The 21502-nt window shown below is 68.9% G+C and carries 13 protein-coding genes and 1 pseudogene; 6 read left to right on the top strand and 8 right to left on the bottom strand.

Annotation, left to right across the window (positions count from 1 at the left end):
• Nucleotides 1-45 precede the first annotated feature (45 nt).
• Nucleotides 46-1092 (bottom strand): BMP family ABC transporter substrate-binding protein, encoded by a 1047-nt coding sequence (locus AB0I77_RS49730; RefSeq protein WP_363289610.1) that lies wholly within the window; start codon nt 1090-1092, stop codon nt 46-48.
• 296 nt (nt 1093-1388) lie between these two features.
• Nucleotides 1389-2612, bottom strand: a complete 1224-nt coding sequence (locus AB0I77_RS49725) for a M20 family metallopeptidase (protein ID WP_363289609.1) — start codon at nt 2610-2612, stop codon at nt 1389-1391.
• A gap of 279 nt (nt 2613-2891) precedes the next feature.
• Here AB0I77_RS49725 and AB0I77_RS49720 point away from each other — a divergent pair, with 279 nt between their 5' ends.
• Nucleotides 2892-3551 (top strand): class I SAM-dependent methyltransferase, encoded by a 660-nt coding sequence (locus tag AB0I77_RS49720; protein ID WP_363289608.1) that lies wholly within the window; start codon nt 2892-2894, stop codon nt 3549-3551.
• Nucleotides 3552-3554: 3 nt separating this feature from the next.
• Here the strand turns inward: AB0I77_RS49720 and AB0I77_RS49715 are convergent, their stop codons facing one another.
• The 4 genes from AB0I77_RS49715 to AB0I77_RS49700 all read right to left on the bottom strand — a co-directional run bounded on the left by AB0I77_RS49715 (nt 3555) and on the right by AB0I77_RS49700 (nt 8297).
• Nucleotides 3555-4619, bottom strand: coding sequence for a hypothetical protein (locus AB0I77_RS49715; protein WP_363289607.1), 1065 nt, complete (start codon nt 4617-4619; stop codon nt 3555-3557).
• Nucleotides 4620-4690: 71 nt separating this feature from the next.
• A complete protein-coding gene (locus tag AB0I77_RS49710) occupies nt 4691-5629 on the bottom strand; it encodes an N-acetylneuraminate synthase family protein (RefSeq protein ID WP_363289621.1) in 939 nt (312 codons plus the stop codon).
• A gap of 23 nt (nt 5630-5652) precedes the next feature.
• Nucleotides 5653-6900 carry an N-acylneuraminate cytidylyltransferase gene (locus AB0I77_RS49705; protein ID WP_363289606.1) on the bottom strand — a complete coding sequence of 416 codons (1248 nt, stop codon included), beginning with the start codon at nt 6898-6900 and terminating at the stop codon, nt 5653-5655.
• A 35-nt stretch (nt 6901-6935) separates the two neighbouring features.
• Nucleotides 6936-8297 carry a DUF6716 putative glycosyltransferase gene (locus AB0I77_RS49700; RefSeq protein ID WP_363289605.1) on the bottom strand — a complete coding sequence of 454 codons (1362 nt, stop codon included), beginning with the start codon at nt 8295-8297 and terminating at the stop codon, nt 6936-6938.
• Nucleotides 8298-8495: 198 nt separating this feature from the next.
• Here AB0I77_RS49700 and AB0I77_RS49695 point away from each other — a divergent pair, with 198 nt between their 5' ends.
• The 5 genes and pseudogenes from AB0I77_RS49695 to AB0I77_RS49675 form a co-directional block, all read left to right on the top strand.
• A complete protein-coding gene (locus AB0I77_RS49695) occupies nt 8496-9482 on the top strand; it encodes a glycosyltransferase family 2 protein (RefSeq protein WP_363289604.1) in 987 nt (328 codons plus the stop codon).
• Nucleotides 9482-10837 carry an alpha-2,8-polysialyltransferase family protein gene (locus tag AB0I77_RS49690; RefSeq protein ID WP_363289602.1) on the top strand — a complete coding sequence of 452 codons (1356 nt, stop codon included), beginning with the start codon at nt 9482-9484 and terminating at the stop codon, nt 10835-10837. The genes AB0I77_RS49695 and AB0I77_RS49690 overlap by 1 nt, the downstream gene beginning before the upstream one ends.
• Nucleotides 10838-10974: 137 nt before the next feature.
• Entirely contained in the window at nt 10975-11949 is a 975-nt protein-coding gene (locus tag AB0I77_RS49685) for a class I SAM-dependent methyltransferase (protein WP_363289601.1), read from the top strand.
• A gap of 209 nt (nt 11950-12158) precedes the next feature.
• Nucleotides 12159-13727, top strand: a complete 1569-nt coding sequence (locus AB0I77_RS49680) for a phospholipid carrier-dependent glycosyltransferase (RefSeq protein ID WP_363289620.1) — start codon at nt 12159-12161, stop codon at nt 13725-13727.
• Nucleotides 13728-14241: 514 nt separating this feature from the next.
• Nucleotides 14242-14375: pseudogene (locus AB0I77_RS49675) on the top strand (M4 family metallopeptidase); the annotation flags it as partial.
• Between the two features lie 300 nt (nt 14376-14675).
• On the opposite strand, the gene AB0I77_RS49670 reads toward AB0I77_RS49675, so the two are convergent.
• Both AB0I77_RS49670 and AB0I77_RS49665 read right to left on the bottom strand, forming a co-directional pair.
• Nucleotides 14676-14930: a hypothetical protein gene (locus AB0I77_RS49670; protein ID WP_363289600.1), complete on the bottom strand. Its 255-nt coding sequence runs from the start codon at nt 14928-14930 to the stop codon at nt 14676-14678.
• 2 nt (nt 14931-14932) lie between these two features.
• Nucleotides 14933-21469: an RHS repeat-associated core domain-containing protein gene (locus AB0I77_RS49665; protein ID WP_363289598.1), complete on the bottom strand. Its 6537-nt coding sequence runs from the start codon at nt 21467-21469 to the stop codon at nt 14933-14935.
• Between the last annotated feature and the right edge of the window lie 33 nt (nt 21470-21502).

Here is a 21502-nt window from a genome sequence, read left to right as displayed (position 1 = left end):
CTGAGCGGCCCCTCGCCGAGCCGGGGTCCGACGGGACCCGCAAGGTCACGGGGTGGTCTTGACCTTGATGTCGCCGTCGACGATCTTCTTCTTGGCCGCGTCCAGCTGGGCCTTGATGTCGTCGATGAAGCCACCGCTGGTGGCCAGCGAGACACCGCCCTTGGCGAGCGAGTAGTCGTTCACGCCCGTCAGCGGCTTTTCGTCGTGGACGGACTTGATGAAGTCGTAGACACCGAGGTCCACGTTCTTGACCATCGAGGTCAGGATCGAGTTCTTGTACTTGGCCAGACCCGGGATGTTGTACTGGTCGGAGTCCACGCCGATGGCCCAGGCACCCTTGACGGCGCTGACGGCCTCGATCGAGCCGTTGCCGGAGGAGCCGGCCGCCGCGTAGATGACGTCGGCACCCTTGTCGAGCATGCCTCCCGCGGCTTCCGAACCCTTGTCGGGGCTGGCGAAGCCGGAGAGGTCGGAGCCGCGGGTCAGGTACTGCACCTCGACCTTGACCTTGGGCTTGGTGTCCTTGACGCCCTGGACATAGCCCGCCTCGAACTTCTTGATCAGCGGCGTGTCCACGCCGCCGATGAAGCCGACGTGGTCCTTCTTGGTCTTGAGCGCGGCGGCGACGCCGGCCAGGTAGGAGCCCTGCTCCTCGGTGAAGAGGATGCTGTCGGCGTTCTTGGCGTCCGCCACCCCGTCGACGACGCCGAAGCTGACCTTCGGGTACTTCGCGGCGACCTTGGCTATCGAGGTGGCGTAGGAGAAGCCGACACCGACGATCGGGTTGTAGCCGGCGTCGGCCAGGTCCGACAGGCGCTGCTCGCGGTCGGCCTCGGTGTCCGAGCTCTTGGCGGTCAGTTCCTTGATCTCTCCGCCGAACTCGTCCTTGGCCTTGTCGGCGCCACGCGCGGCGGAGTCGTTGAACGAACGGTCACCACGGCCGCCGACGTCGTAGGCGAGACCGATCTTGATGCCGTCGCCGTTGGAGGACGAGCTGTCGTTGTCGGAGGAGGTGCTGCCACAGGCAGTGACAGACAGTGCGAGAGCTGCGGACGTTATACACACAGCGGAAAGCTTGGTCACCCGGCGCACGGGAAGGCTCCTTCACCTGACCTGAGCGCCAAATCGGCGCTTGATGTGAGCACCATGGCAGTGCTCGAGCCCAGACGCCCCGTCGGCGTCGGCTTCGCGGCATCGTAACGCGCGTAGATGTCAGAAAACACCTCTTCTGAAGCCGTTATCGATTCGAGGCAAACGACGTCTGAACACGAGGTCTTGGGACTTCGCACCGCGCGTTGCGGGCAATTCACGATTGGCTTACAAGTGTGTTGCGCCGGACGGCGCGGCAACCTCCCGGGGAGGCCGCCGCGCGCCGCTTGGGCGGGGTCCTAGCGACCCGCCACGTCCAGCATCGCCGCCGCCGTGAACAGCTCCACGCCCACCGTGATCGCCGACTCGTCGACGTCGAAATCACCCTGGTGGAGGTCGCGCACGGTCCGCTCGCCGGGGGTGCGCACGCCGAGCCGGGCCATGGCGCCGGGCACGTGCTGGAGGTACCAGGAGAAGTCCTCGCCGCCGAGGCTCTGCTCGGTGCCCTCGACGGAGTCGGCGCCGCGGCGGACCGTCATGGCGTCCCGGAGCAGTTCGGTCACACCGGCATCGTTGACGACGGGCGGGACGCCCCGCACGTAGTTGATCTCCGACTTGGCCCGGTGCAGATTGGCGACCTCGTCGATCGCGGCGACCACGATGTCGGGCGCCTGCCGCCAGGCGTCGATGTCCAGGCACCGTACGGTCCCGGAGAGCTCGGCGTGCTGCGGGATCACGTTCGGGGCGTGGCCCGACTCGATCCGGCCCCAGGTCACGGCGAGTCCGCTGCGGGTGTCGACGCGGCGGGCGACGAGCGCGGGCACGTCGGTGACGACCCGGGCGGCGGCCGTCACGAGGTCGGTGGTCAGATGCGGCCGCGCGGTGTGTCCGCCGGGTCCGTCGAGGGAGATCTCCAGCCGGTCGCAGGCGGAGGTGATGGCGCCCTCGCTCAGCCCGATCCGGCCCGCGTCGACCCGGGGGTCGCAGTGCACGGCGATCATCTGGCCCACCCCGTCGAGCACCCCGCAGTCGATGGCGTCGGCGGCACCGCCGGGCAGCACCTCCTCCGCAGGCTGGAAGAGCAGCCGCACGGGCCGGGGCAGCAGCCCCTGCTTGTGCAGTTCGGCGAGCACGAGGCCGGCGCCGAGCACCACGGTCGTGTGGACGTCGTGGCCGCAGGCGTGCGCCCGGTCCGGGACGGTGGAGCGGTACGGGGAGTCGCTCTTCGTGTCCGGGATGGGCAGGGCGTCGATGTCGGCGCGGAGGGCGAGCATGGGAGGCCCCCCGTCCGACTCACCGATGTCGCAGACGAGGCCGGTCCCGACGGCGAGGACGCGCGGCTTCAGACCGGCCCTCTCCAGCCGTTCCTTGATCGCCGCGGTGGTGCGGAACTCCTGGTTGCCGAGCTCAGGGTGCATGTGCAGGTCGCGCCGGAACGCGACGAGCTCGGCACGGAGCGCCTCGGGAAGCGCACCGGGAAGCACGGCTTCCCCGGGAAGATCGACCTCGGACTCTAGCGACATCAATTGCTTCACCCTCTGAAGGGTAGGACGCCCGGAGGGCCGATTGACCCTCGATCAACAAATCTTCAACCTGTCAGAGGTAGAAAATCTGACCGCCGGACGTATATGTACCGGTCGGGGTGGGTAAACTCAGCCGCTTTTCGGCCGAGTGGCTGCCGAGTGAACACCACAGGGCACCCATCCCTTCCTTCACGGATACCACGCCTGGCCGAGAAGAGACCGGTCTGTTCACCTGTCGGACGAGCGCGAGGGGCGGTCGCCTCAGTAGGGTGCGGCAGCGTGAGCACCGACAGCCCGGACTTCATACAGGCCACCCGAAGCTCGTACGACGCGATCGCCCAGGACTACAGCGAGCGCTTCCCCGACGTCCTGGGCGGCAGACCCCTGGACCTCGCGCTGGTCGGAGCCTTCGCCGAGCTGGCGCGGACGGTGGCTCCGGCGCCGGTGGCGGACCTGGGCAGCGGCCCCGGGCACGTCACCGCCGGGCTGCACGCGCTCGGCCTGCCGGTCTTCGGGGTCGATGTCTCGCCGCGGATGGTGGAGCTGGCCCGGCGCGCCCATCCCGACCTGCGCTTCCATGTGGGCTCACTGACGTCCCTGGACCTGCCGGACGGAACGCTGGGCGGGATCACCGCCCTCTACTCGATCATCCACGTGCCGGACGAGCATCTGCCGGCGGCGTTCGCCGAGTTCCACCGCGTCCTGGTGCCGGGCGGGCACGTCCTGCTCGCCTTCCAGTCGGGGGACGAGGACGAGCGGCTGCACATGACGGAACGTTTCGGCCACGAGATCTCCCTCGACTACTACTGGCGCACCCCCGAGACGGTGGCCGATCACCTCACCAAGGCGGGCCTTCGGCTGCATGCCCGGGTGATGCGTGAGCCGTACGAGGAGGAGAAGCGGCCGCGGGCCTTTCTGCTGGCGAGAAAGGTCACATAGGGGTCAGACCGCGGTCACCGTCGGCAGCCGCGTCACGTCCCGGGCCGTTCCCGTCACGCCGGACAGGAAGCCCTGGGCCCGGGGCGAGGCGGTTTCCGTGAGCCAGGCGGGGTCGATGTCGCAGACCGCGACCCGTACGTCCGTGCCGGACAGGGCGAGCGGGAGGGTGTGGACGACGGTCGACGGGAAGCTGAGGATCGTACGGCCGACCGGGCCCCGGCGGGCGATCAGCTCGAGGGGCAGGTCGGGGCGGACGATCTCCAGGCCCGTCTCCACGGCCAGCCGGTGGAGTTTCTCCGTGGCCTCGCGGCGGTGGGCGAAGTAGCGGGTCGCGCCGTGCGCCTTGGCGAGGGTGCGCACGGCCTCCAGATAGCGGTCGCCGTCGACGACTCCCGTCTCCACCAGCGAGGTGCCGACCATGTCGGCGCCCTTGGTGATGCGGGGCGGGCCGAAGCGGGAGCGGGTCCAGGCGAAGGTGTGCGCGGTGACCGTCACCCCGGGCGGGGTCTCGCCCATCGGCATGGAGGAGAAGACCTCCACCGTCCGGTTCCCGCTCGGCGTCAGCCGGCGCCGGGCGACGGACGACACCGGGGCGAAGACCAGATCGCGGGGGCGGGGCCGGCCGCCCTTGCGGTGCCAGCGCACCAGGCGCTCGCCGCTGGCCAGCTGGGCGACGAACTCCATCGTCGCCGTGCCGTCGTCGACCACGACGAGGTCGCGGGCGCCGGTGATCGTCAGCAGCAGCTGTACGTAGCGGGAGAAGGGGTCGCCCAGGACGACGCGGTCCGCCTTGCGGAGCATCCCGGTCAGGCCGCCGATGGTGTGGAACGGCGCCATCGTCCCGCCCCGCGCCTCCTCCCAGCGGACCTGGTGACCCTCCTCGCGGGCCAGCTCGGACATGCGGCGCAGCTGGCCGCGCGTCATGGGGTCGATCGGGGACAGTACGACGAGGGTGAACCCCGCGCCGGGCGCATGCTCGTGCGCCCACTCCAGCACGTTCAGCAGCTGTACCGGACTCTCCACGAAGGCGAGAGTGCGGGGGCCGGCGGACCCGGCGCGGCGGCTCATCTACGTACGACCGTCCCGTCGTAAGTGTTTCACTGGGGGGTTGGGATGGGCGGGCTCTGGGATGGGCGGGCTCAGACCGAGACCGGCTCGCCCGCCGCCGCGGCGATCTCCGCCTCGGCGACGACACCGCTGACGCGGCGCAGCTTCTTCATCGGGCCGAGCTCGGACTCGTAGACCTTCTTCACGCCGTCACCGAGCGAGGCCTCGATCGTACGGATGTCGCGCACCAGGCGCGTGAGGCCCTGCGGCTCGACCGAGGCGGCCTGGTCGGAGCCCCACATGGCGCGGTCGAGGGTGATGTGGCGCTCGACGAAGGTGGCGCCGAGGGCGACCGCGGCCAGCGTGGTCTGAAGGCCCGTCTCGTGGCCGGAGTAGCCGATCGGGACGTTCGGGTACTCCTCCTGCAGCGTGTTGATGACGCGGAGGTTGAGCTCCTCGGCCTTCGCCGGGTAGGTCGACGTGGCGTGGCAGAGCAGGATGTTGTCGCTGCCCAGGACCTCGACCGCGTGGCGGATCTGCTTCGGGGTCGACATGCCGCTGGAGAGGATGATCGTGCGGCCGGTGCCGCGCAGGGAGCGCAGCAGCTCGTCGTCGGTCAGGGAGGCGGAGGCCACCTTGTGGGCGGGGACGTCGAACTTCTCCAGGAAGGCGACGGCCTCGGTGTCCCACGGGGAGGCGAACCAGTCGATGCCGCGCTTCTTGCAGTGCTCGTCGATCTGGCGGTACTCGGTCTCGCCGAACTCCACGCGGTGGCGGTAGTCGATGTACGTCATCCGGCCCCAGGGGGTGTCGCGCTCGATGTCCCACTGGTCGCGCGGGGTGCAGATCTCGGGCGTGCGCTTCTGGAACTTGACGGCGTCGCAGCCGGCCTCGGCGGCCACGTCGATCAGCTTGAACGCGTTCTCCAGGTCACCGTTGTGGTTGATCCCGATCTCGCCGGTGATGTAGACGGGCTGACCCGGGCCGGCGGTGCGCGAACCGAACGTGCGCAGGCGGGAGTTGGCGATCACAGAGCTCATGGCAGGAACGTTCCTTACTTGTTGAGGGAATCGAGAGAAGGGCCGAGGATCCAGCTGGCGATCTCTCGGATCGCGCCGTCGCCACCGGGGACGGTGGTGACCGCGCGTGCGGCGCCGCGCACGACGTCATGGGCGCTCGCGACCGCCACGGGCCAGCCGACGAGGGCGAAGCACGGGAGGTCGTTGACGTCGTTGCCGACGTAGAGCACGCGCTCCGGCGCGATGCCCTGCTCCTCGCACCACTGCTTCAGCGCGAGGTCCTTGCGGTCGATGCCGTGCAGGACCGGGAGCTGGAGCTTCCGGGCCCGGGCGGCGACCACAGGGTTCACCTCCGTGGACAGGATCAGCATCTTCAGGCCCGACTTGCGCAGGGCCCCGATGCCGAGCCCGTCTCCGCGGTGCACGGAGACGAACTCCCGTCCGTCGGAGTCGATCAGCACCCGGTCGTCGGTCTGGGTGCCGTCGAAGTCCAGTACGACCGCGTCGATGTCGTCGGCGGTCGGGAAGGCACCGGGCCGGTCCGCGTCGAACAGCGGCGCGAGGGCCCGGGCCCGGGCCAGGTCGTGCGGGTCGTCGATCTCCAGCACACGCGCCGGGTCGGTGCGCACGAGTTCCGTGTGGCCGAAGAAGCGGTGCTGGTGCTCGCGGAAGCCCTTGGCCGCCATCGCGTAGGCGGCGCCGGTCTCCAGCAGGTCCTGGGGACGGTCCTGGCGGCGGGGGCGGAAGGACTTGTCGTGGTTGACGCCGTGACCGCCGCTCGCTTCACCGGGGTTGGCGAGGTCGTCCTGCGCGTCCCGCCAGATGAAGCCGTGGAACGGCGCCACGGTGACCGCGGTGTCGGCGCCGTTCTCGGCGACCGCGCCCGCCACCGCGTCGATGTCCTCGCGGACGATGAAGGGGCTGGTGCACTGCACGAGCAGCACCACGTCGACGGCCGCTCCGTGCAGGGCCTCGTGCGCGTCCATCGCGTGCAGGACCGCGGCCTCGGAGGTCGCGGTGTCGCCGGCGATGACGGCGGGCCGCAGCACGACCTCGGCACCGGCCTCCCGGGCGGCGGCGGCGATGGCCTGGTCGTCGGTGGAGACGACCACGTCCGTCACCAGCCGGGTCGCCCGGCACTCGCGCACCGCCCGCGCCACCAGCGGCACACCCCCGACGGAGGCGAGGTTCTTCGCGGGCACGCCCTTGGAGCCGCCGCGCGCGGGAATCACCGCGAGCACCCGGCGCACCGAAGCGCCTTGGCCCGCTTCCGGGTTGGACATGGCCTGTACTCCTAGGGAAGGGATAGGGGCGGCGCTCACAGCTCCCCCATCCGCCGGATGACGGGGGCGACCCGCTGCACCCCGTGCCGGTAGGCGCCGCGCGCCGCCCGGCGCACGATCTGCCGGACCGGTCCCGGGTCCTTGTCGGCGGCGGGGGCGCCGGGCAGCGGGCTGCCGTCCGGGCCGAGGTGATGGCGGGCGAGGATGCCGGGCAGATAGCCGGGCGCGGTCACGGGTGTGTAGTACGGGGCCAGCGGGGGCAGTTCGGGGGCGGCCAGCAGCTTGGCGATCCGCTCGCGGGCCGCGTCGAAGGCGGTGGCGTACGAGCCTCCCCCAGAGGGGGGACCCCCAGCGGCGACGCCCTGCCGGGCCACCCACTCCTCGTCGGGCACCGGCCGGTGTCCGGCGTCCAGCTGGTCCCAGGAGGCGAGGCAGCCGGAGCCGACGAAGTGGTGGTTGCCCAGCACCTCGCGGACGCCGAGGTCGCTGAGGACGACGGTCGGGATACGGCGGTGCAGTGACTCCAGGGCGGCCGTCGAGCTGACCGTCACCAGCAGGTCGGTGCGGTCCAGGACCTCGCCCATGTGCCCGTACGCCATGCGGAAGTTGGCCGGCGCGTCCAGCCTCTGCACCAGCTTCTGGTAGGGCAACTCCTCGATGTGCGTGGTGTGTTCGCCCGGCTTGGAGCGCAGCTTGAGCAGCACCTCGCGCTCCGGGTGCAGCCGCGCGTGCCGAACGAGCCGCTCCAGCAGGTACGTACGGTCCTTGCGGCTGTCCGGCACGGACGGCTGCGCGGCGAAGACCACCGTGTACGGGTCGTGCTCGCCGGTGTAGGTGTCCCCGCCGAGGAACGGGAGTGCCACCTCCGTCACCGACGAGGCGTCGGCGCCCACTCCCTCGTACACCGCGCGGAAACGATCCGCGTCCTGGCGGGAGTTGGCGAGGACGAGGTCGGCGCCGTGCCGCAGCAGGAGGCCGTCGGCGAGCTTCTCGTAGACGACGCCGACATAGCCGGTGACGACCAGGGGCCGCTTGGCGCGGCCCTCCCAGACGCGCGCCAGGCCGTGCAGCATCGCCTGTACGCCGCCGCCGACGAGGGCGATGACGAGGATGTCGTACTCCTCCTCGGCCATGGCGCGCAGGAATTCGACGGCCGTGACCTCCCGCAAGGAGTCGGCGCGCACCCCCACTTCCTCCAGCTGGCGGGGCGTGGGCGTGGCCCGGCCGCGCAGCAGGAATCCGCTCAGGGCAGGGCCGACTTGCGCGTCGTCGCGCGGTCCGGTTTCCATGGACGGGCCCGGAGCTATCCGGTCCGCGGTCAACGCACCCCATTTCCAGCGGGTGTCGGAGTCCGCGAGGACGGCAATGCGTGGGGGCTTTCTGGTACTGGGTGGCACGAGGAAGACGCTAGGAAGCAATTCCAAGGCTTTGCCCAACCACGACTCAACGAAAAGTTAACAACACCCATCCGAGAGCCGAACTGGCCCGTCAGAGAGCGGGAAGTACACGGGATGCACCGTTCCGACACATTGAGTTCACCCCCCGTACCCCCACCGGAAAGTTCCACTGCCGGGCAGCCGCCTAGCCTTTTGCAGGTGCCAAAGCTCTCCGTGATCGTGCCGTTCTACAACGTGCAGCAATACGCCCCGGACACCCTCAGAAGCCTTCGAATGAACGCCCGGCAGGACTTCGAGTTCGTGCTCGTCGACGACCATTCGAAGGACGAAACGCCGGCCATTCTCGAACGCGCCGCCGAGGAACTTTCGAACGTCGCCCAAGTACGCCATGTCCGCCACGAGGTGAACGGGGGTCTCGCCACCGCCCGCAACACCGGACTGGACGCCGCGCGGGGCGAATACCTGACGTTCCTCGACGGCGACGACTGGCTGGCCCCGGGCTACCTCTCCGAACTTGTGTCGTCCATCGAGGAGCTGGGCTGCGACTTCGTCCGCACCGACCATGTGCAGGCCACCGCCCGCGCCCGGTCCGTGCACCGGGCCCCGGTCGGGCTGAGACACCAGGTGCTGAACCCGCGCGAGGCGATCCTGCCGGCCGACCGGACGACCTCGGTGGACTACGCCTACGCCTGGGCCGGCGTCTACCACCGCCGCCTGCTCGACAAGGGCCTGCTGCACTTCACCGACGGGCTGCGCACGGCCGAGGACCGGCCGTGGATCTGGAAGCTGCACCGTGAGGCGGAGTCGTTCGCCGTGGTCAGCCTGCTCGGCGTGTTCTACCGGCGCGGGGTCGCCTCCTCGCTGACCCAGATCGGCGACGTCCGCCAGCTCGACTTCATCCGCGCCTTCGACCAGGTGATCGAGGAGACGGCCGCGGACGCGGACGCCGACCGGCTGCTGCCCAAGGCGGTGCGCACGTACTGCGCGATCATCGCCCACCACCTCGCGGACGAGTCCAAGTGGGAACCGTCCGTGGCCAAGCAGCTGCGGGCCAGGAGCGCGGCGGCGATAAAGCGTATGCCGCAGGACGCGCTGGGTGACGTACTGGAGACGATGGACATGCACCGCTCCTCCAAGCTCCGGCGGCTGCGGCGCCGGGTCACCACAGCGAAGGCGGCCGCCTGATGTCCCCTGCCACCACCCCCCGCACCACTCAGATCTTCTGCGCCTCCACGCTGTACGGCGTCGCCACCCTGGCCGCCGCGATCGACTCCGACCTCTTCGAGGAGCCGGACCGCCGGGTGCTGCTGGTCTTCAACAACTCCGCGACCCCGGAGACCACGCTCCCCCTCGACCGGATGCCGGGCTTCGAGCCGCTGCGCGACCACTTCGACGACGTACTGTCCTGGAACGAGGCCATCCGCCCCTTCCACCCCGGCTCCTGGACCCCGCGCCCCGACGACATCCCCCTCTTCGAGCGCTACCTGCGCCTGCTGTGGAACCTCGGCGACGACCGCGTGGAACTCGCCATGGAGTCCATCCAGGTCACCCCCGCCCTCACGGTGGCCCAGATGTTCACCGGCGCCCCGATCGACGTCTACGCCGACGGCCTGATGAGCTACGGCCCCACCCGCAACAAGCTCGACCCGCTGGTCGGCACGCGGGTGCGGCGGCTGCTGCACCTGGACCTGGTGCCGGGCCTGACGCCGATGCTGCTGACCGAGTTCGCCGTGCCGGCGCAGATGGTGCCGACGTCGGCGTTCCTGAAGGTGATGACCGAACTCACCGCGACCGTCTCCTCGTTGTCCTCGTTGCCCGCCCTGCCGGACAACGCGGCGCTGCTGCTCGGCCAGTACCTGTCCGCGCTGAACATCCTCTCCGCCAAGGAGGAGGAGGACCTGCACGTGCGGATGCTGCGGGGCGCGGTCGCCCGCGGCCACCGCACGGTCGTCTTCAAGCCGCACCCCACCGCGCCGGCCCGCTTCAGCCGCGCGCTGGAGACCGAGGCGGAGAAACTCGGCGTCGACCTCACCGTCCTGGACACACCGGTGCTCGCGGAGGTGCTCTTCGAGAACGCACGGCCGGGCCTGGTGGTCGGCTGCTTCTCTACGGCCCTCTTCACGGCGGCTTCCTTCTACGACCTGCCGGTCGCCCGCATCGGCACCGAGTCGCTGCTGGAGCGGCTGACGCCGTACCAGAACAGCAACCGGATCCCGGCGGTCCTGGCCGACGCCGTTCTGCCGGACCTGGAGGACCGGAAGGGCCAGGCCCCGATTCCGGCCGACGAGCTGAACGCCCTGATCACCGCGGTCGGCTTCACCATGCAGCCGCAGATCTATCCGCCCCTGCGCCCGGCGGCGGAACGCTACCTGTCGAAGCACTTCGCCCCACGCACCCACCGCTATTTCCGCCGCAAGCGGCTCACCTCGCTCGGCCTGCCGGGCGGAATTCCGGAACGGCTGGCGTTTCTGCCGCGTAATGCGACGGCTCGGCGGGTGGTGCGGCGGGCTCGGGCGTTGAAGAAGGTTGTGAAACGCTGAGCGAACCCGGGGTGAACTCTCCGGGAACCCCATGGAGAGACAATCCCATCATCGAGTCAATCCGTGGATTTCGTGGATAGGCGGTGCATAGATCCCTAGGATCACGGGCACCGCCTATCGGAATCCGTGAGGAACTCATGACGACGCTCGGCCGGCTCTACTCCATATTCGACAGCGTCAAGCTGCCGGACGACCTGCCCTACACCCAGTGCAGCCAGTGGGAGCTGCAGTTCCTCTACCTCGTGGGGCGGCATCACCTCACCGGCAAGGGCCGGATCGTCGAACTGGGCTCCGGCGGCGGCGGATCGACGTACACGCTCGCGATGGGCCTCCAGGAGAACCCGGCCTTCGACGAGAAGACGGGACGGCTGCACGCGTACGACTTCTTCCGGGTCGGCAAGGGCACGTACGCCACGGAGAAGTTCTTCGACTCCGGGCACAAGCCGGAGGACGACGACTCGTTCCTGGACGACTTCAGGCGCCGTCTGGACCCCTTCCTACCGTTCCTGGAGATCCATGCCGGCGACCTGTGGCAGACCTCGGACCCGTCGGACACCAGCCCGGTCGAGTTCCTGCACATCGACATAGCCAAGACGGCCAAGGTCTTCAAGTGCGTGTCGGAGCGGTTCCTGACCCGCATGCAGCCCGGCACGGTCGTCCTCCACCAGGACTTCGCGGGACCGCGTCTGCCCTGGCTGCACCACAGCACGGGCGCCCTCCTGCCGTACATCGAGATCGCGGGCCCGCCGATCCGCTCCACGCTCGCCTTCGAGGTGACCAAGCCGATCCCCACGGACGTGATGCACCGGATCACCGAGGACACCTACACGGTCGACGAGAAGCTGAAGCTGATCTCCGCCGTCCAGGAGCGCGTCGACCGCGACCACACCGGCGGCATCCCCTTCAAGTCCGTGCTGGAGTTCTCCAAGGCGTTCGTCTGCCACTACGACGGCCAGCACAAGAGGGCCTGGTCGATCGCCAGGCCGCTGCAGACCGACGAGTACCTCAGCCGCACCCGCGCCGACCACTTCGCGCAGCTGAAGAAGGCGTACGAGAGCGCGCCGAAGGTGTCGACGATGTCGAGACTGAAGAAGCTGGTCCGCAAGGGGTGAGAGCTGCCCGGAGCGGCCATCGAGCGGTCCAGGGCCCGGCGGTGCCAACGCATGCCGTCGGGCCGGGTTCTGGGGCCGTGCAGACGGAAACCGCCGACAGCGCCCGCGAGAGCGACGGGCGGCCCCGAAGACCCGCGGAGCGCTTCGCGGCGTTGCGCCGGCACCGACAGCTGGTGTTCGTGCTCGCCGTCGTGGCGCTCCTCGCCCAGATGGCGGTGGCGATGGTCACCACGGCCAGGGAGCAGTCCCCGACCACCGACGAGCCGGTGTACGTCGGCACGGCCACGGTCTATCTCAAAGAGCACAGCCTGCGGTACAACCCGGAGCATCCGCCGCTGGGCAAGCTCATCATCGCGACCGGTGTGCTCGTCGCCGACCCGCACCTCAAGCAGGGCTTTCCCGGTGACCAGAGCAGGCTTGGGCGCCATCTGCTGTTCGAGACCGGCAACGACGCGCAGCGGCTGATGCTGTGGGCCCGTATGCCGATGATCGTGCTGACGCTGCTGTTCGGGCTGGTCGTCTGCGCGTTCGCCCGTGACCTCACCGGCCGCGTGGGCGCCCTCGCGGCGCTCGCGTTGTACGCCTTCTCGCCCGACGTCATCGCCCACGGGTCACTGGCCACCCTCGACGTGCCCGCGGCGGGCTTCGTGCTGACGTCGGTCTGGCTTACCTGGCGAGCGCGCCGTCGGCCGGGTGTGTACCTCCCGCTGGCGGGGGCCGCGCTCGGCGCGGCCCTGGCCACCAAGATGAACACGCTGCCGGCTGTTCCCGTGGTGCTCCTCCTCGCAGTGCTGTCCGTCCTGGCAGCCCGACGCGCACCCTGGCACGTCCCGCGCCGCATGGCACGGCCGCTCGCGCTCGGAGTCGCGTGGGCGGCCGGGATGGCGCTGATCGCGGTCGCCGTGGTGTGGGCCTCCTATCTCGTCGTCGACCCGCGGCTGCACTGGACCGCGCCCGCCGATATGCCCAAGGTGCACGGGCTGCGGGCCCTCGCCGCCGACCTGCTGCCGCTCCCCCGCGAGTACCGGGACGGGATGCTGATCCAGTTCGGCAAGGAGGAGATCGTGGTACGGGCCGGCTTCCTCTACGGCCGCCCCTACAGCGGCGCGCTCTGGTACTACCTGCCGGCCGCCCTGCTGGTGAAGACGCCGCTCGGCATGCTCGCCCTGTGGGCGGCCGGTGCCGTGGGACTGTGCGCGATCCGGCGACTGCGGCCCGCGCTCCCGTACGTGCTGCTTCCCACGGCCGTTCTGCTCGCCTCGGCCATGACCGGCGATCGCGACCTCGGCGTCCGGTACGCGATCTTCATGCCGTTCTTCCTCGCCGTCGCGGCGGCGGCCGTGATCGCCGTCCGGCGACGGTGGGCGTACGCCGTGACAGCGGCGCTCGTCGCGTTCGTCGCCGTCAGCTCGCTCAGCACGTACCCGTACTACCTGCCGTATGCCAACGAGGCGTTCGGCGGGCCCGCGAAGACCCACCTGTGGCTCCACGACTCGAACGTCGACTGGGGCCAGGACCTCGGCCGGCTCGCCGACCGCCTGCGGCAGCGCTACCCGCACGAGAGGGTCTGGCTGGTCTACAAGGGCAGCGGCGAGCCCTCCTACTACGGCATCCACGCCTCCGACCCATTGACGGTCTCCCCGGACGAGGTGCGCGGACTGCTCGTCGTGTCGGACTCCGCGGTCGCCACTGCAGAGGGGCCGCTGGCGGCGCTGATCGACAGTAGTAGGGCGGTGGACGAAGTCGGGCACTCGATTTCGATCTATCGGCGCCCGTGATACTCCAGCTGTAGATCGAATACCACGGTGGCCGCAGGTCACCGCACAGATCCCGCCCGATGGCAGGAAGGGCTCGACGTGGCCATGGGCCTGTGGGTCGTGGCTCGCCCGGCACAAACCCCGCCTGCGGGCTGGACGGTTGAGCTACGGCGGTACGCCGCAGCTGTCGGTTGACCGTTCGGCTGGGGTGCGATCAGGGAGCGTCGAGCTGGCCGTGCACGGTAAGGGCATCGGCCCTCGGCTCAGCACGCTGTGGAGGTACGGACATGATGAGCCCAACAGGTCACGTGCGCCTGCTGCCGGGCCAGGCCGGAGGTCAAGCCGTGCTTTCTCGCGGGCGAGGGGACCGAATACCTCTCCCGGCTCGCCGACGACGCGGAGTCGGCGAGCTCGGTCTGGCCCGTGAACTCCGGGAAGCCACCTCAGCTGGTGTCCTGTGCCAGGGCACCTCTCTTGATCATCTCAGCGAACCGCTCCCGGCTGTGTGCGGACACCGCCGAGCGCGGAGAGAGCAACACACGGCGCAACCTCCAACGTCGCGGCCTGAACTACAGCGGCGAGCCGGGCTGTCTGAACGAGGCCACCTCGGACATCTTCGGCACCGACGTGGAGTTCTACGCCGACAACTCCAACGACCCCGGTGACTATCCGACTACATCGCCGCAACTCCTGCCGGATCGATCCATCTCCGTGAGGGCGACGAGCCGGACGTCCTTGCCCCCTCCGCCGTGGCACACAGCTGCCAATCGGCGAAACGACTCCCACAAACGGATCCGAGTGACGAGCCATGATCGGGGCACCTATGGGCGCGAGAACATGCACGAGTGCAGTCACCCGCGAACCATCGACGCCGCAAACTCGGGCTCGGCTCGGCTGGGCGGATAGGTGGAGGGGTGGAGCGGGGTGCCGAGTGACAGCAAGTCCGCGCGCATTCCTCCCCATCTCACGTCATTCGTACACGCGTGCCGCCATCACCATGCTGGCCAGCAGGTTCCAGTCAGGCTGGTCGGGCATTCCCTCACCACGGTTCGCGTACCATCCGGGCAAGTCCTCTACCCAGGCAGCCCAAGCCTCAAGGAACCTGTCAAGCGTGTCGTTCTCCCACTCCTCAGGCCGGTTCTGGAGATCGCTCAGCGCTTCTTGGAGGAACCGAGCGAGGTCTTCACGAGTCCTCACACCGGCCGCCGTCTCATGCAGACTCACGGTCACTTCCCCCTGACCACGATCGACGCGCCATCATTCCTGGTCGTCATCTTCCAGCTTTCGCTCTGCACGTCGGCAGGGGACGCCCGCACGAAGCGGATCTGCACTCCTGCCTCACGGAACGCGTACAACCGCCTGTTGTCCAGCGTGTAGATTTTTCCGTCCTTCTGGAAGACACGGATCGGCGGGATGTCGGTGGCTGCCATATGTCCGGACTTCAGGTCGTTGGCAAGGTCATGGACGGACCTGCCATCCTTGAACTTGGCACTGATGCTGTCCTGAGAGAAACGTACCGCTGCAGGAGAAATCGCTCCCTGGGCGGGTAGGCCCATGGCGCCCGGACCTGGCCTCGGGCCCCCCGGCCCCCGGATGCCTCCACCGCCTGCCGCGACCCCCATCGCCGCGGCCGCGCTGAATGCCTCGCCCAGCCGGAACACGCTCTTCGGGCAGTCCAGCGGCCCGCAGATCCTCAGCTTGGCCAGGCTGAACTGCTGTGCCGCGGCGGATGGTTGGTCGGGGAACTCAGGGTTCATCACCCAGTCGGCCAGGCCGTCCAGCGTCCAGCCGCCGCTGGTCAGGTTCTCGGCGAACTTGCTCTTGAACTCCGCCGCCCGGTTCCAGTCCTTCGGGACGTGTACGCCGGGAAACACCATGACGGTGCCAGGGATGAAGGATGGGCTTACCTGGGAGTCGCTGTAGCCGCTCGTCGTCCACCAGTTGTCGTCATAGCTGTTCCCGTCGCAGCCGTTGCACCCCCAGAACGGGTCGTTCAGCGGCCTGCCACCGCTGTTCTTCGACGGCGTGTTGTTGCCGTACTGAGCTCCGCCTCCGCACTCGTCGGGGGTCGCGCACGCCATTAGGCCGCCAGGGTCGGCCAGGGTGACCGGGTTGTTCTGGCTGTAGGCGTACCCGTTGATCTGCTGGGGATCAGCCAAGTCCATGAGCGGGTCAACGCTGACGAACCGTCCGGTCGTCGTGTCATATTCCCGGGCACCCAAGTGGGTCAGGCCAGTCGCTTTGTCGCTCGTACCGCCGACGAAGCCCTTCGTGCCCGGCCAGGAGGTCGGCTGCTTGCCACGGACCGCGCCGAAGGGCGTCGTGCGTCGCTGCTGCAGCGCCTGGGTGGCGGCGTCGACGGCCAGCTGGCCGGTTCCCTGGTGGTCGGGGACAGTGAAGGTGACCTTGTTGTCGTCGGTGCGGACGGCCTGGATGCCGTCGCCGAGGTCGTAGTAGCGGGTGGCCTTGGCCTTCGTCGCGGCCTTGGGCAGAACAATCTCGCTGTTACCGAGGTAAAGCGTGGTTTCGGTGTCGGTGCGCTGGATGAGCCGGTTGCCGTCCGGGTCGTACAGGTACGACGTGGTCTTGGTGCCGCCGCTGCCGTTCGGTTCGGTGACCTTGGCCAGGTTGCCCTCGGCGTCCCAGTCCATGTTCTGGGTGCCGCCGGCGACAGTCCGGGTGTCGGTGTTCCCGATCTCGTCGTAGGTGTAGGCGGCCTGGACCGTGCTGCCGTTCGGGCCGATGGTGCCGACCTGCTTCAGCGCGTGGGGCTGCGCCGACCCGGCCGGTGGGTAGCTGTAACTGCGCTTGACGTCCTTGGCGGTATCACCGGTCGGATCGTGCAGGACCTCGGTAGCACGGTTGCCGACGGAGGCACCGTTGGCCTCCTTGTCGTACGTGTACGAGTGCCAGTACGGAGCTGGACCGCCCAGCAGCGAGGCCGCCGGGGTCGCGGCGCAGGCCGTCGTGCCCTGGGACCACGCCTCGGTGAGCCGCCGCAGGTAGTCGTACTGGAAGCACTGGTTGTCTGTGCCATCCCGCGCCGTGTCCGCAATGGACAGGACGTTGCCGGTCGCGTCGTAGGAGTGGGTCGTGGAGCGGTCGACGCCGGTCACGCCCTCGCGGTCCACGCGTGAGGTCTTCAGCCGCTGCGTGCCCCACTCGTACGTGGCGGACAGCTGGGTGTACTTACCGCCGGTGGTGGCCAGTTCCGTCTGCAACGGTTTGCCGGTGAAGTCGTAAACGACGTTCCTCAGGTAGGTGCTGGTGCCGGTCGCCTTGATCGGACGGTGGGTTGCGTCGTAGCTGTAGGTCAGCGACTCGCCGGGAAGAGCGCCCGCCGCCGGGTAGGACGTGCCGGCCAGGGTGCCGTCGAGGTTGTACTGAGTGTTGACCTGGTACGAGCCCTGCAGGCTGCCCTCGGCCGCGGGAATCGTGGTCGTAGTGCGGGTCGGACGGTACAGCCCGTCGTAGGCGTTGACGACAGTCGTGTACTCGGTGGTGCCGGCGTAGCGCGTCGTGGAGCCGAGTTGGCCCTTGGCGTTGGTGACGGTGTCGTAGGTCCACTTGGCCAGGAGCGGGCCGGTGGTGCCACCGGAGCGCAGCTCGGTCTCGCGGCCAAGGCCGTCGTAGACGTGGGCGAGCGTGACCTTGTCGGCGTCCTTCGTCCGGTCGTCCTTCGTGGACGTGAGCTGTCCCCGGTCGTCGTAGGCGGAGACCAGAGTGCCCTTGTCGGGGTCCACGGTCCGCACCGTGCGACCGAGCTGGTCGTACTCGTACGTCCACCTGTTCCCGGCCGGGTCGGTGACCTTGGACAACTGTCCCGACGGCGTGTACTCGTAGGCGGTGACATCGTGGTCGCCGGTGGGCGCGTTGCCGTGGTACTGCCACAGCTCCCGGACGTTGCCGCGGGCGTCGCTCACCGTGGTGGTGGCCGGGGAGCCCTTGGGCGGAGTGACAGTGACGCGGTCACCGGCGTGGACGGTGGTGGTCGTTGCCAGCACGGACCCGCCGTCGCCGTTCCCGGCGATCTCCTTGCGCTGGATCTCCCGGCCGAGACCGTCGTACCCGAACCAGGTCTGGGTCTCCACGCTCAGTGCGTCGTCCAGCGCCAGCGGGGTGGGCGAGGGCGGCGCGGTGTTGTAGTAGCTCGCGAAGGTCTTGGTTGTCAGGCCGCGGGCGTCGTGGAAGACGTCGGTCAGCAACCGTCCGCCGTCCGGGCCCGGCGTCTGGGTCTGGGTGGGCCGCAGGAAACCGTCGTACAGGGTGTAGGCGGTCTCCTGGCTGCCGTCGTTCCTCAGGGTCTTGGTTCCGACAGCGGGCGCCGCCTTGTCGGCCACCGCGTAGGTGAACTCGTAGTTCGGCGTCTGATTGTTGGCCTTGGAACGGTTGGGCAGCCACGTCTTGAGGGCGCGGCCGAGCGCGTCGTACGTGTAGTCCGTGCGCTTGAGGTTGGTGTCCACCACCGCCGTGGGATCACCGCGCACCGGGTCCAGCGTCGTGGTGACGCTCTGGGCGGTGGCGCTGTCGCCGGCCTTGGCCGGCGGGCTGGTGACCTTGGTGCTGGTCGGGATTCCGGTGGTCGGGGTGTACGTGGTCGTGGTCGTCCGGCCGTCGACGCGTGCAGTACGGGTCAGCGACCCGGTTGCGCTGACCGTGATGTCGGCGGTGAGATCCGTGGAACTGGCCACACGGCCGTAGCCGTCGTACGTGGTCCCCGACTCCAGGTACTTCGCGGTCGTCCCGTCATGGGACTTCAGCGAGGCGACGTAGCGAACCTCGCCCTTGGACGGGGGCGCACTGTAGTCACTGCCGTCGTAAGCGGTGCGCACATCGGAGACGACCTGCTTGTCCCGCTTGGGGGTCGTGTCGCAGTCGACCGAGACCGTCTCGACGCGGGAGACCAGGGTGTAAAGGTTGGCGGATGCGTTGTCCGCGTACGTCGTACGGATGCACCGGTTGTCGGTGTCGACACCGGTCTCCCCGAGGTCGTTGACCTGGGTGACGCGGCCGCTGGCATTGTCGAACGTCGTGTAGGCGGTGGTCTCGCGCCACTTGGTGCCGACACCGCCGTCCAGCGAGGTGTACGTGTGGGTGGACGCGGTGCCGCGATGGTTGGCGGTCGTGGTACCCCAGGATCGGGTGCGCTTGGCTGTTTCGTGGAACCAGCCGTGGCTTACCGCCTTCTCAAGAATCTTGCCGCTCGGGCCGGAGTAGTTCTCGGTACGGTATTCGAAGCCCTGGAGTGCCTCCCAGTCACTGAGCGTGGCGCCTTCGCCGTCGCTCAGGGTGACCGTCTTGGTCCCGCCGTCCTTGTTCAGCCGGTCACCGTGCATACCGCGCAGGAAGTAGTGGTCGGCCTGCGTCGCCATCCCTGAGGTACCGCCGGTCTGCACGCGCACGTGGCGGTAGCCGCGCCACTGGGACCAGGTCTTGTACTTCTCCTTGGTCAGGCCGTCGTCATCGTCGTAGTGCCAAGCCGCCCCGTCGAGGTACGCGTATTGGGTGATCATGTCGGGTGACTGGCCGGTGCGGTCGGTCTGCGTCACCGACGTCACCACGTATTTGTTGAACCACTGGAGCGTCGGATCGGGGTCGCCGGAAGCCGTGTAGTACTGCGGATAGCACCGCGTGGTGTTGGTCTCCGGGGTGGGCAGTCCGTCCCAGGAGCAAGCGGATGCCGAGTAGTTGACATCGATCTGTCCGCCCGACTCGTCGGACACAGTCGACAGGCGGTGCTTGATGAAGGGCGCGGTGCCGTCACCGGTCTTGTCCAGGCGGTTGGCGTCCTGATGGTAGGTGAAGGTGACCTTGGGCAGGGCGATGGCGGGGGTTCCCGACTTGCCGGTGTGCTGAACGGAGTCCAGCAGTAGCGAGTAGTCGACGTCGGCCATACCCCAGCGCTGGGTCATGCCCCAGGAGTCGACGTCCGTGTAGGTGCCGTCCGACTTGAGTTTCTCGGTGGTGACGTCGGCCAGTCGCAGGCGGGTCCAGAACGTCGGCGAGTACAGGCCGGCGCAGTCCGTGCCCGACTTGCAGTTCAGGTCCCAAGGGGTGTCGTACCAGTAGAACGACTTGTCGTCGATCGTGTCCGCCGTGCAGGTCACTCCGGTCTGGGGGATGCACCGCTCGGTGGAGGTGAAGTCGACCCGGGCCAGGGCCTTGGCGGTGTAGACGGTGTCTTTGTTCAGGCCGTACTCGATGCGGTCCAGAGTGCCGCCGCGCTCGTACGGCGTGTCGTCGGCGGCCTCAAGGGCACGGCCGTAGTTGTTGGTCTCCTTGTCGTAGTAGTACGCCATGGCGTTGCCATGGGTGTCGACGACGTAGTCGAGGTTCCAACGCCAGGCCTGCTGGCACCAAGAGGTGGCGAAGGAACTCTTGTGGCAAGGTTCGTTCTCGTCATCACCGAAGACCGGCACTGTCCAGGTGGAGTCGGTGGTCTCCTTGTCCGAACCCCAGCCGGGCAGCTTGTGGTAGCCGAAGAAGTACTGGGTGCCGTCGGTCGTGGTGACCTTCCAGTACTCCTGGTCGTCGTCGCCGTTGTCACGCGGGGCGGAGGTGGTGCCGGTCAGCTTCTCGACGCGGGTGCCGTCGTCGTTCTTCAGGTGCCACTTGCCGTCGGAGGACCGGATCAGCTCGCCGCCGCGGCCGTTGAGGCTGAGGGTGGCGTTGTCGTAGCCCCAGCACAGGTCACCGGAGTCTTCTCCGTCGATCGTGATGCCGTCGTCCTCGCAGGACTTGTACGACCGCTCGATGGAGCCGGGCCACAGGTCGAAGCCGTCGCCGACCCAGGACGCCTGATTGTTCGAGGTGGTCGTCCTGCCGTCGATGGAGCCCGAGGAGTAGGACAGGCCCACCTTGGGGACGAGGCTGCCGGGCACGTCCGGCACCTCCATGGCGTACGACCAGGCGAAATCGCCGGTGTTCAGCGAGGTCTGCCAGGCCGCCGACGGCGCGAGGCTGGTTGCTTTGTAGTCACCCTGGCTGCCGGAGGCCGCCGCGGTGACAGCGAGGACGGTCGCCGACGACGTAGTGGCCGAGAGCGACGCCGAGCTGAGCTGCGCCGGGATGCTCACGGCATCCGCGCTCAAGGTGTGGTGCTCGGTGTCGTTGGCGGTGGCGACCGGTTCGGTGGTACGGCAGGACGGCCGGTCGGGGGTGGTCAGGGCACAGGCAGGCAGCCGCACTAGGTGGAGGCGGGAGCCGTAGCCGCCGCCGTACGCCTCGGCGTAGCGGCTGTAGTCGACCTCCAGGCCGACCGTACCCGCGCGGGTACCGGTATCTGCGCGGTCGACGGCCAGCAGCATGCCGTCCACTCCGGCACGTTGCGCCTGCTTGTGGTCGAGGACCCGGACGCGGGCCTTGGCAACGCGGTCCGTCGAAGTCTTCGCCGTCTTGGATGACTTGGGCATCTTGGGCGCGCCCAGCGCGACCGGCAGCTTCCCGGCCCGGGTCCGCGCTGCCGCGCCCTTCCCCGTCGTGCGCGCGGCGGGCACCGTGGCGACCGCTTCGCCGGAGGGTGGCCATGCCGCCGCCGGGTCGCCCTGCGGGGTCAGGGGTGCCGTGGTGTGCTTGCGCGGCTTCACTTTGCGGTCGTGCCCTGTGACGGGCTTGTCCGTCTGGGCGACCGCCGGACGCTTCTTGCTCGGGTCGTCCGCCGCGGCCGGCTGGGTCGTCACCGCCTGGACCAAGGTGCCCACCAGCACCGCCGACACCGCGAGCGCTGTGCGTCTGCGGGCACGCCGCCGCCACTGCCTTTTCACTGCCCCACCCCTCGATCTGCCGCTGTCCGCCTT

The organism is Streptomyces sp. NPDC050619 (assembly GCF_040654815.1).
Classification (GTDB): Bacteria; Actinomycetota; Actinomycetes; order Streptomycetales; family Streptomycetaceae; genus Streptomyces.
The sequence above is the reverse complement of the archived record's forward strand: the minus strand, read 5'-3'. Positions and strand labels throughout refer to the sequence as shown.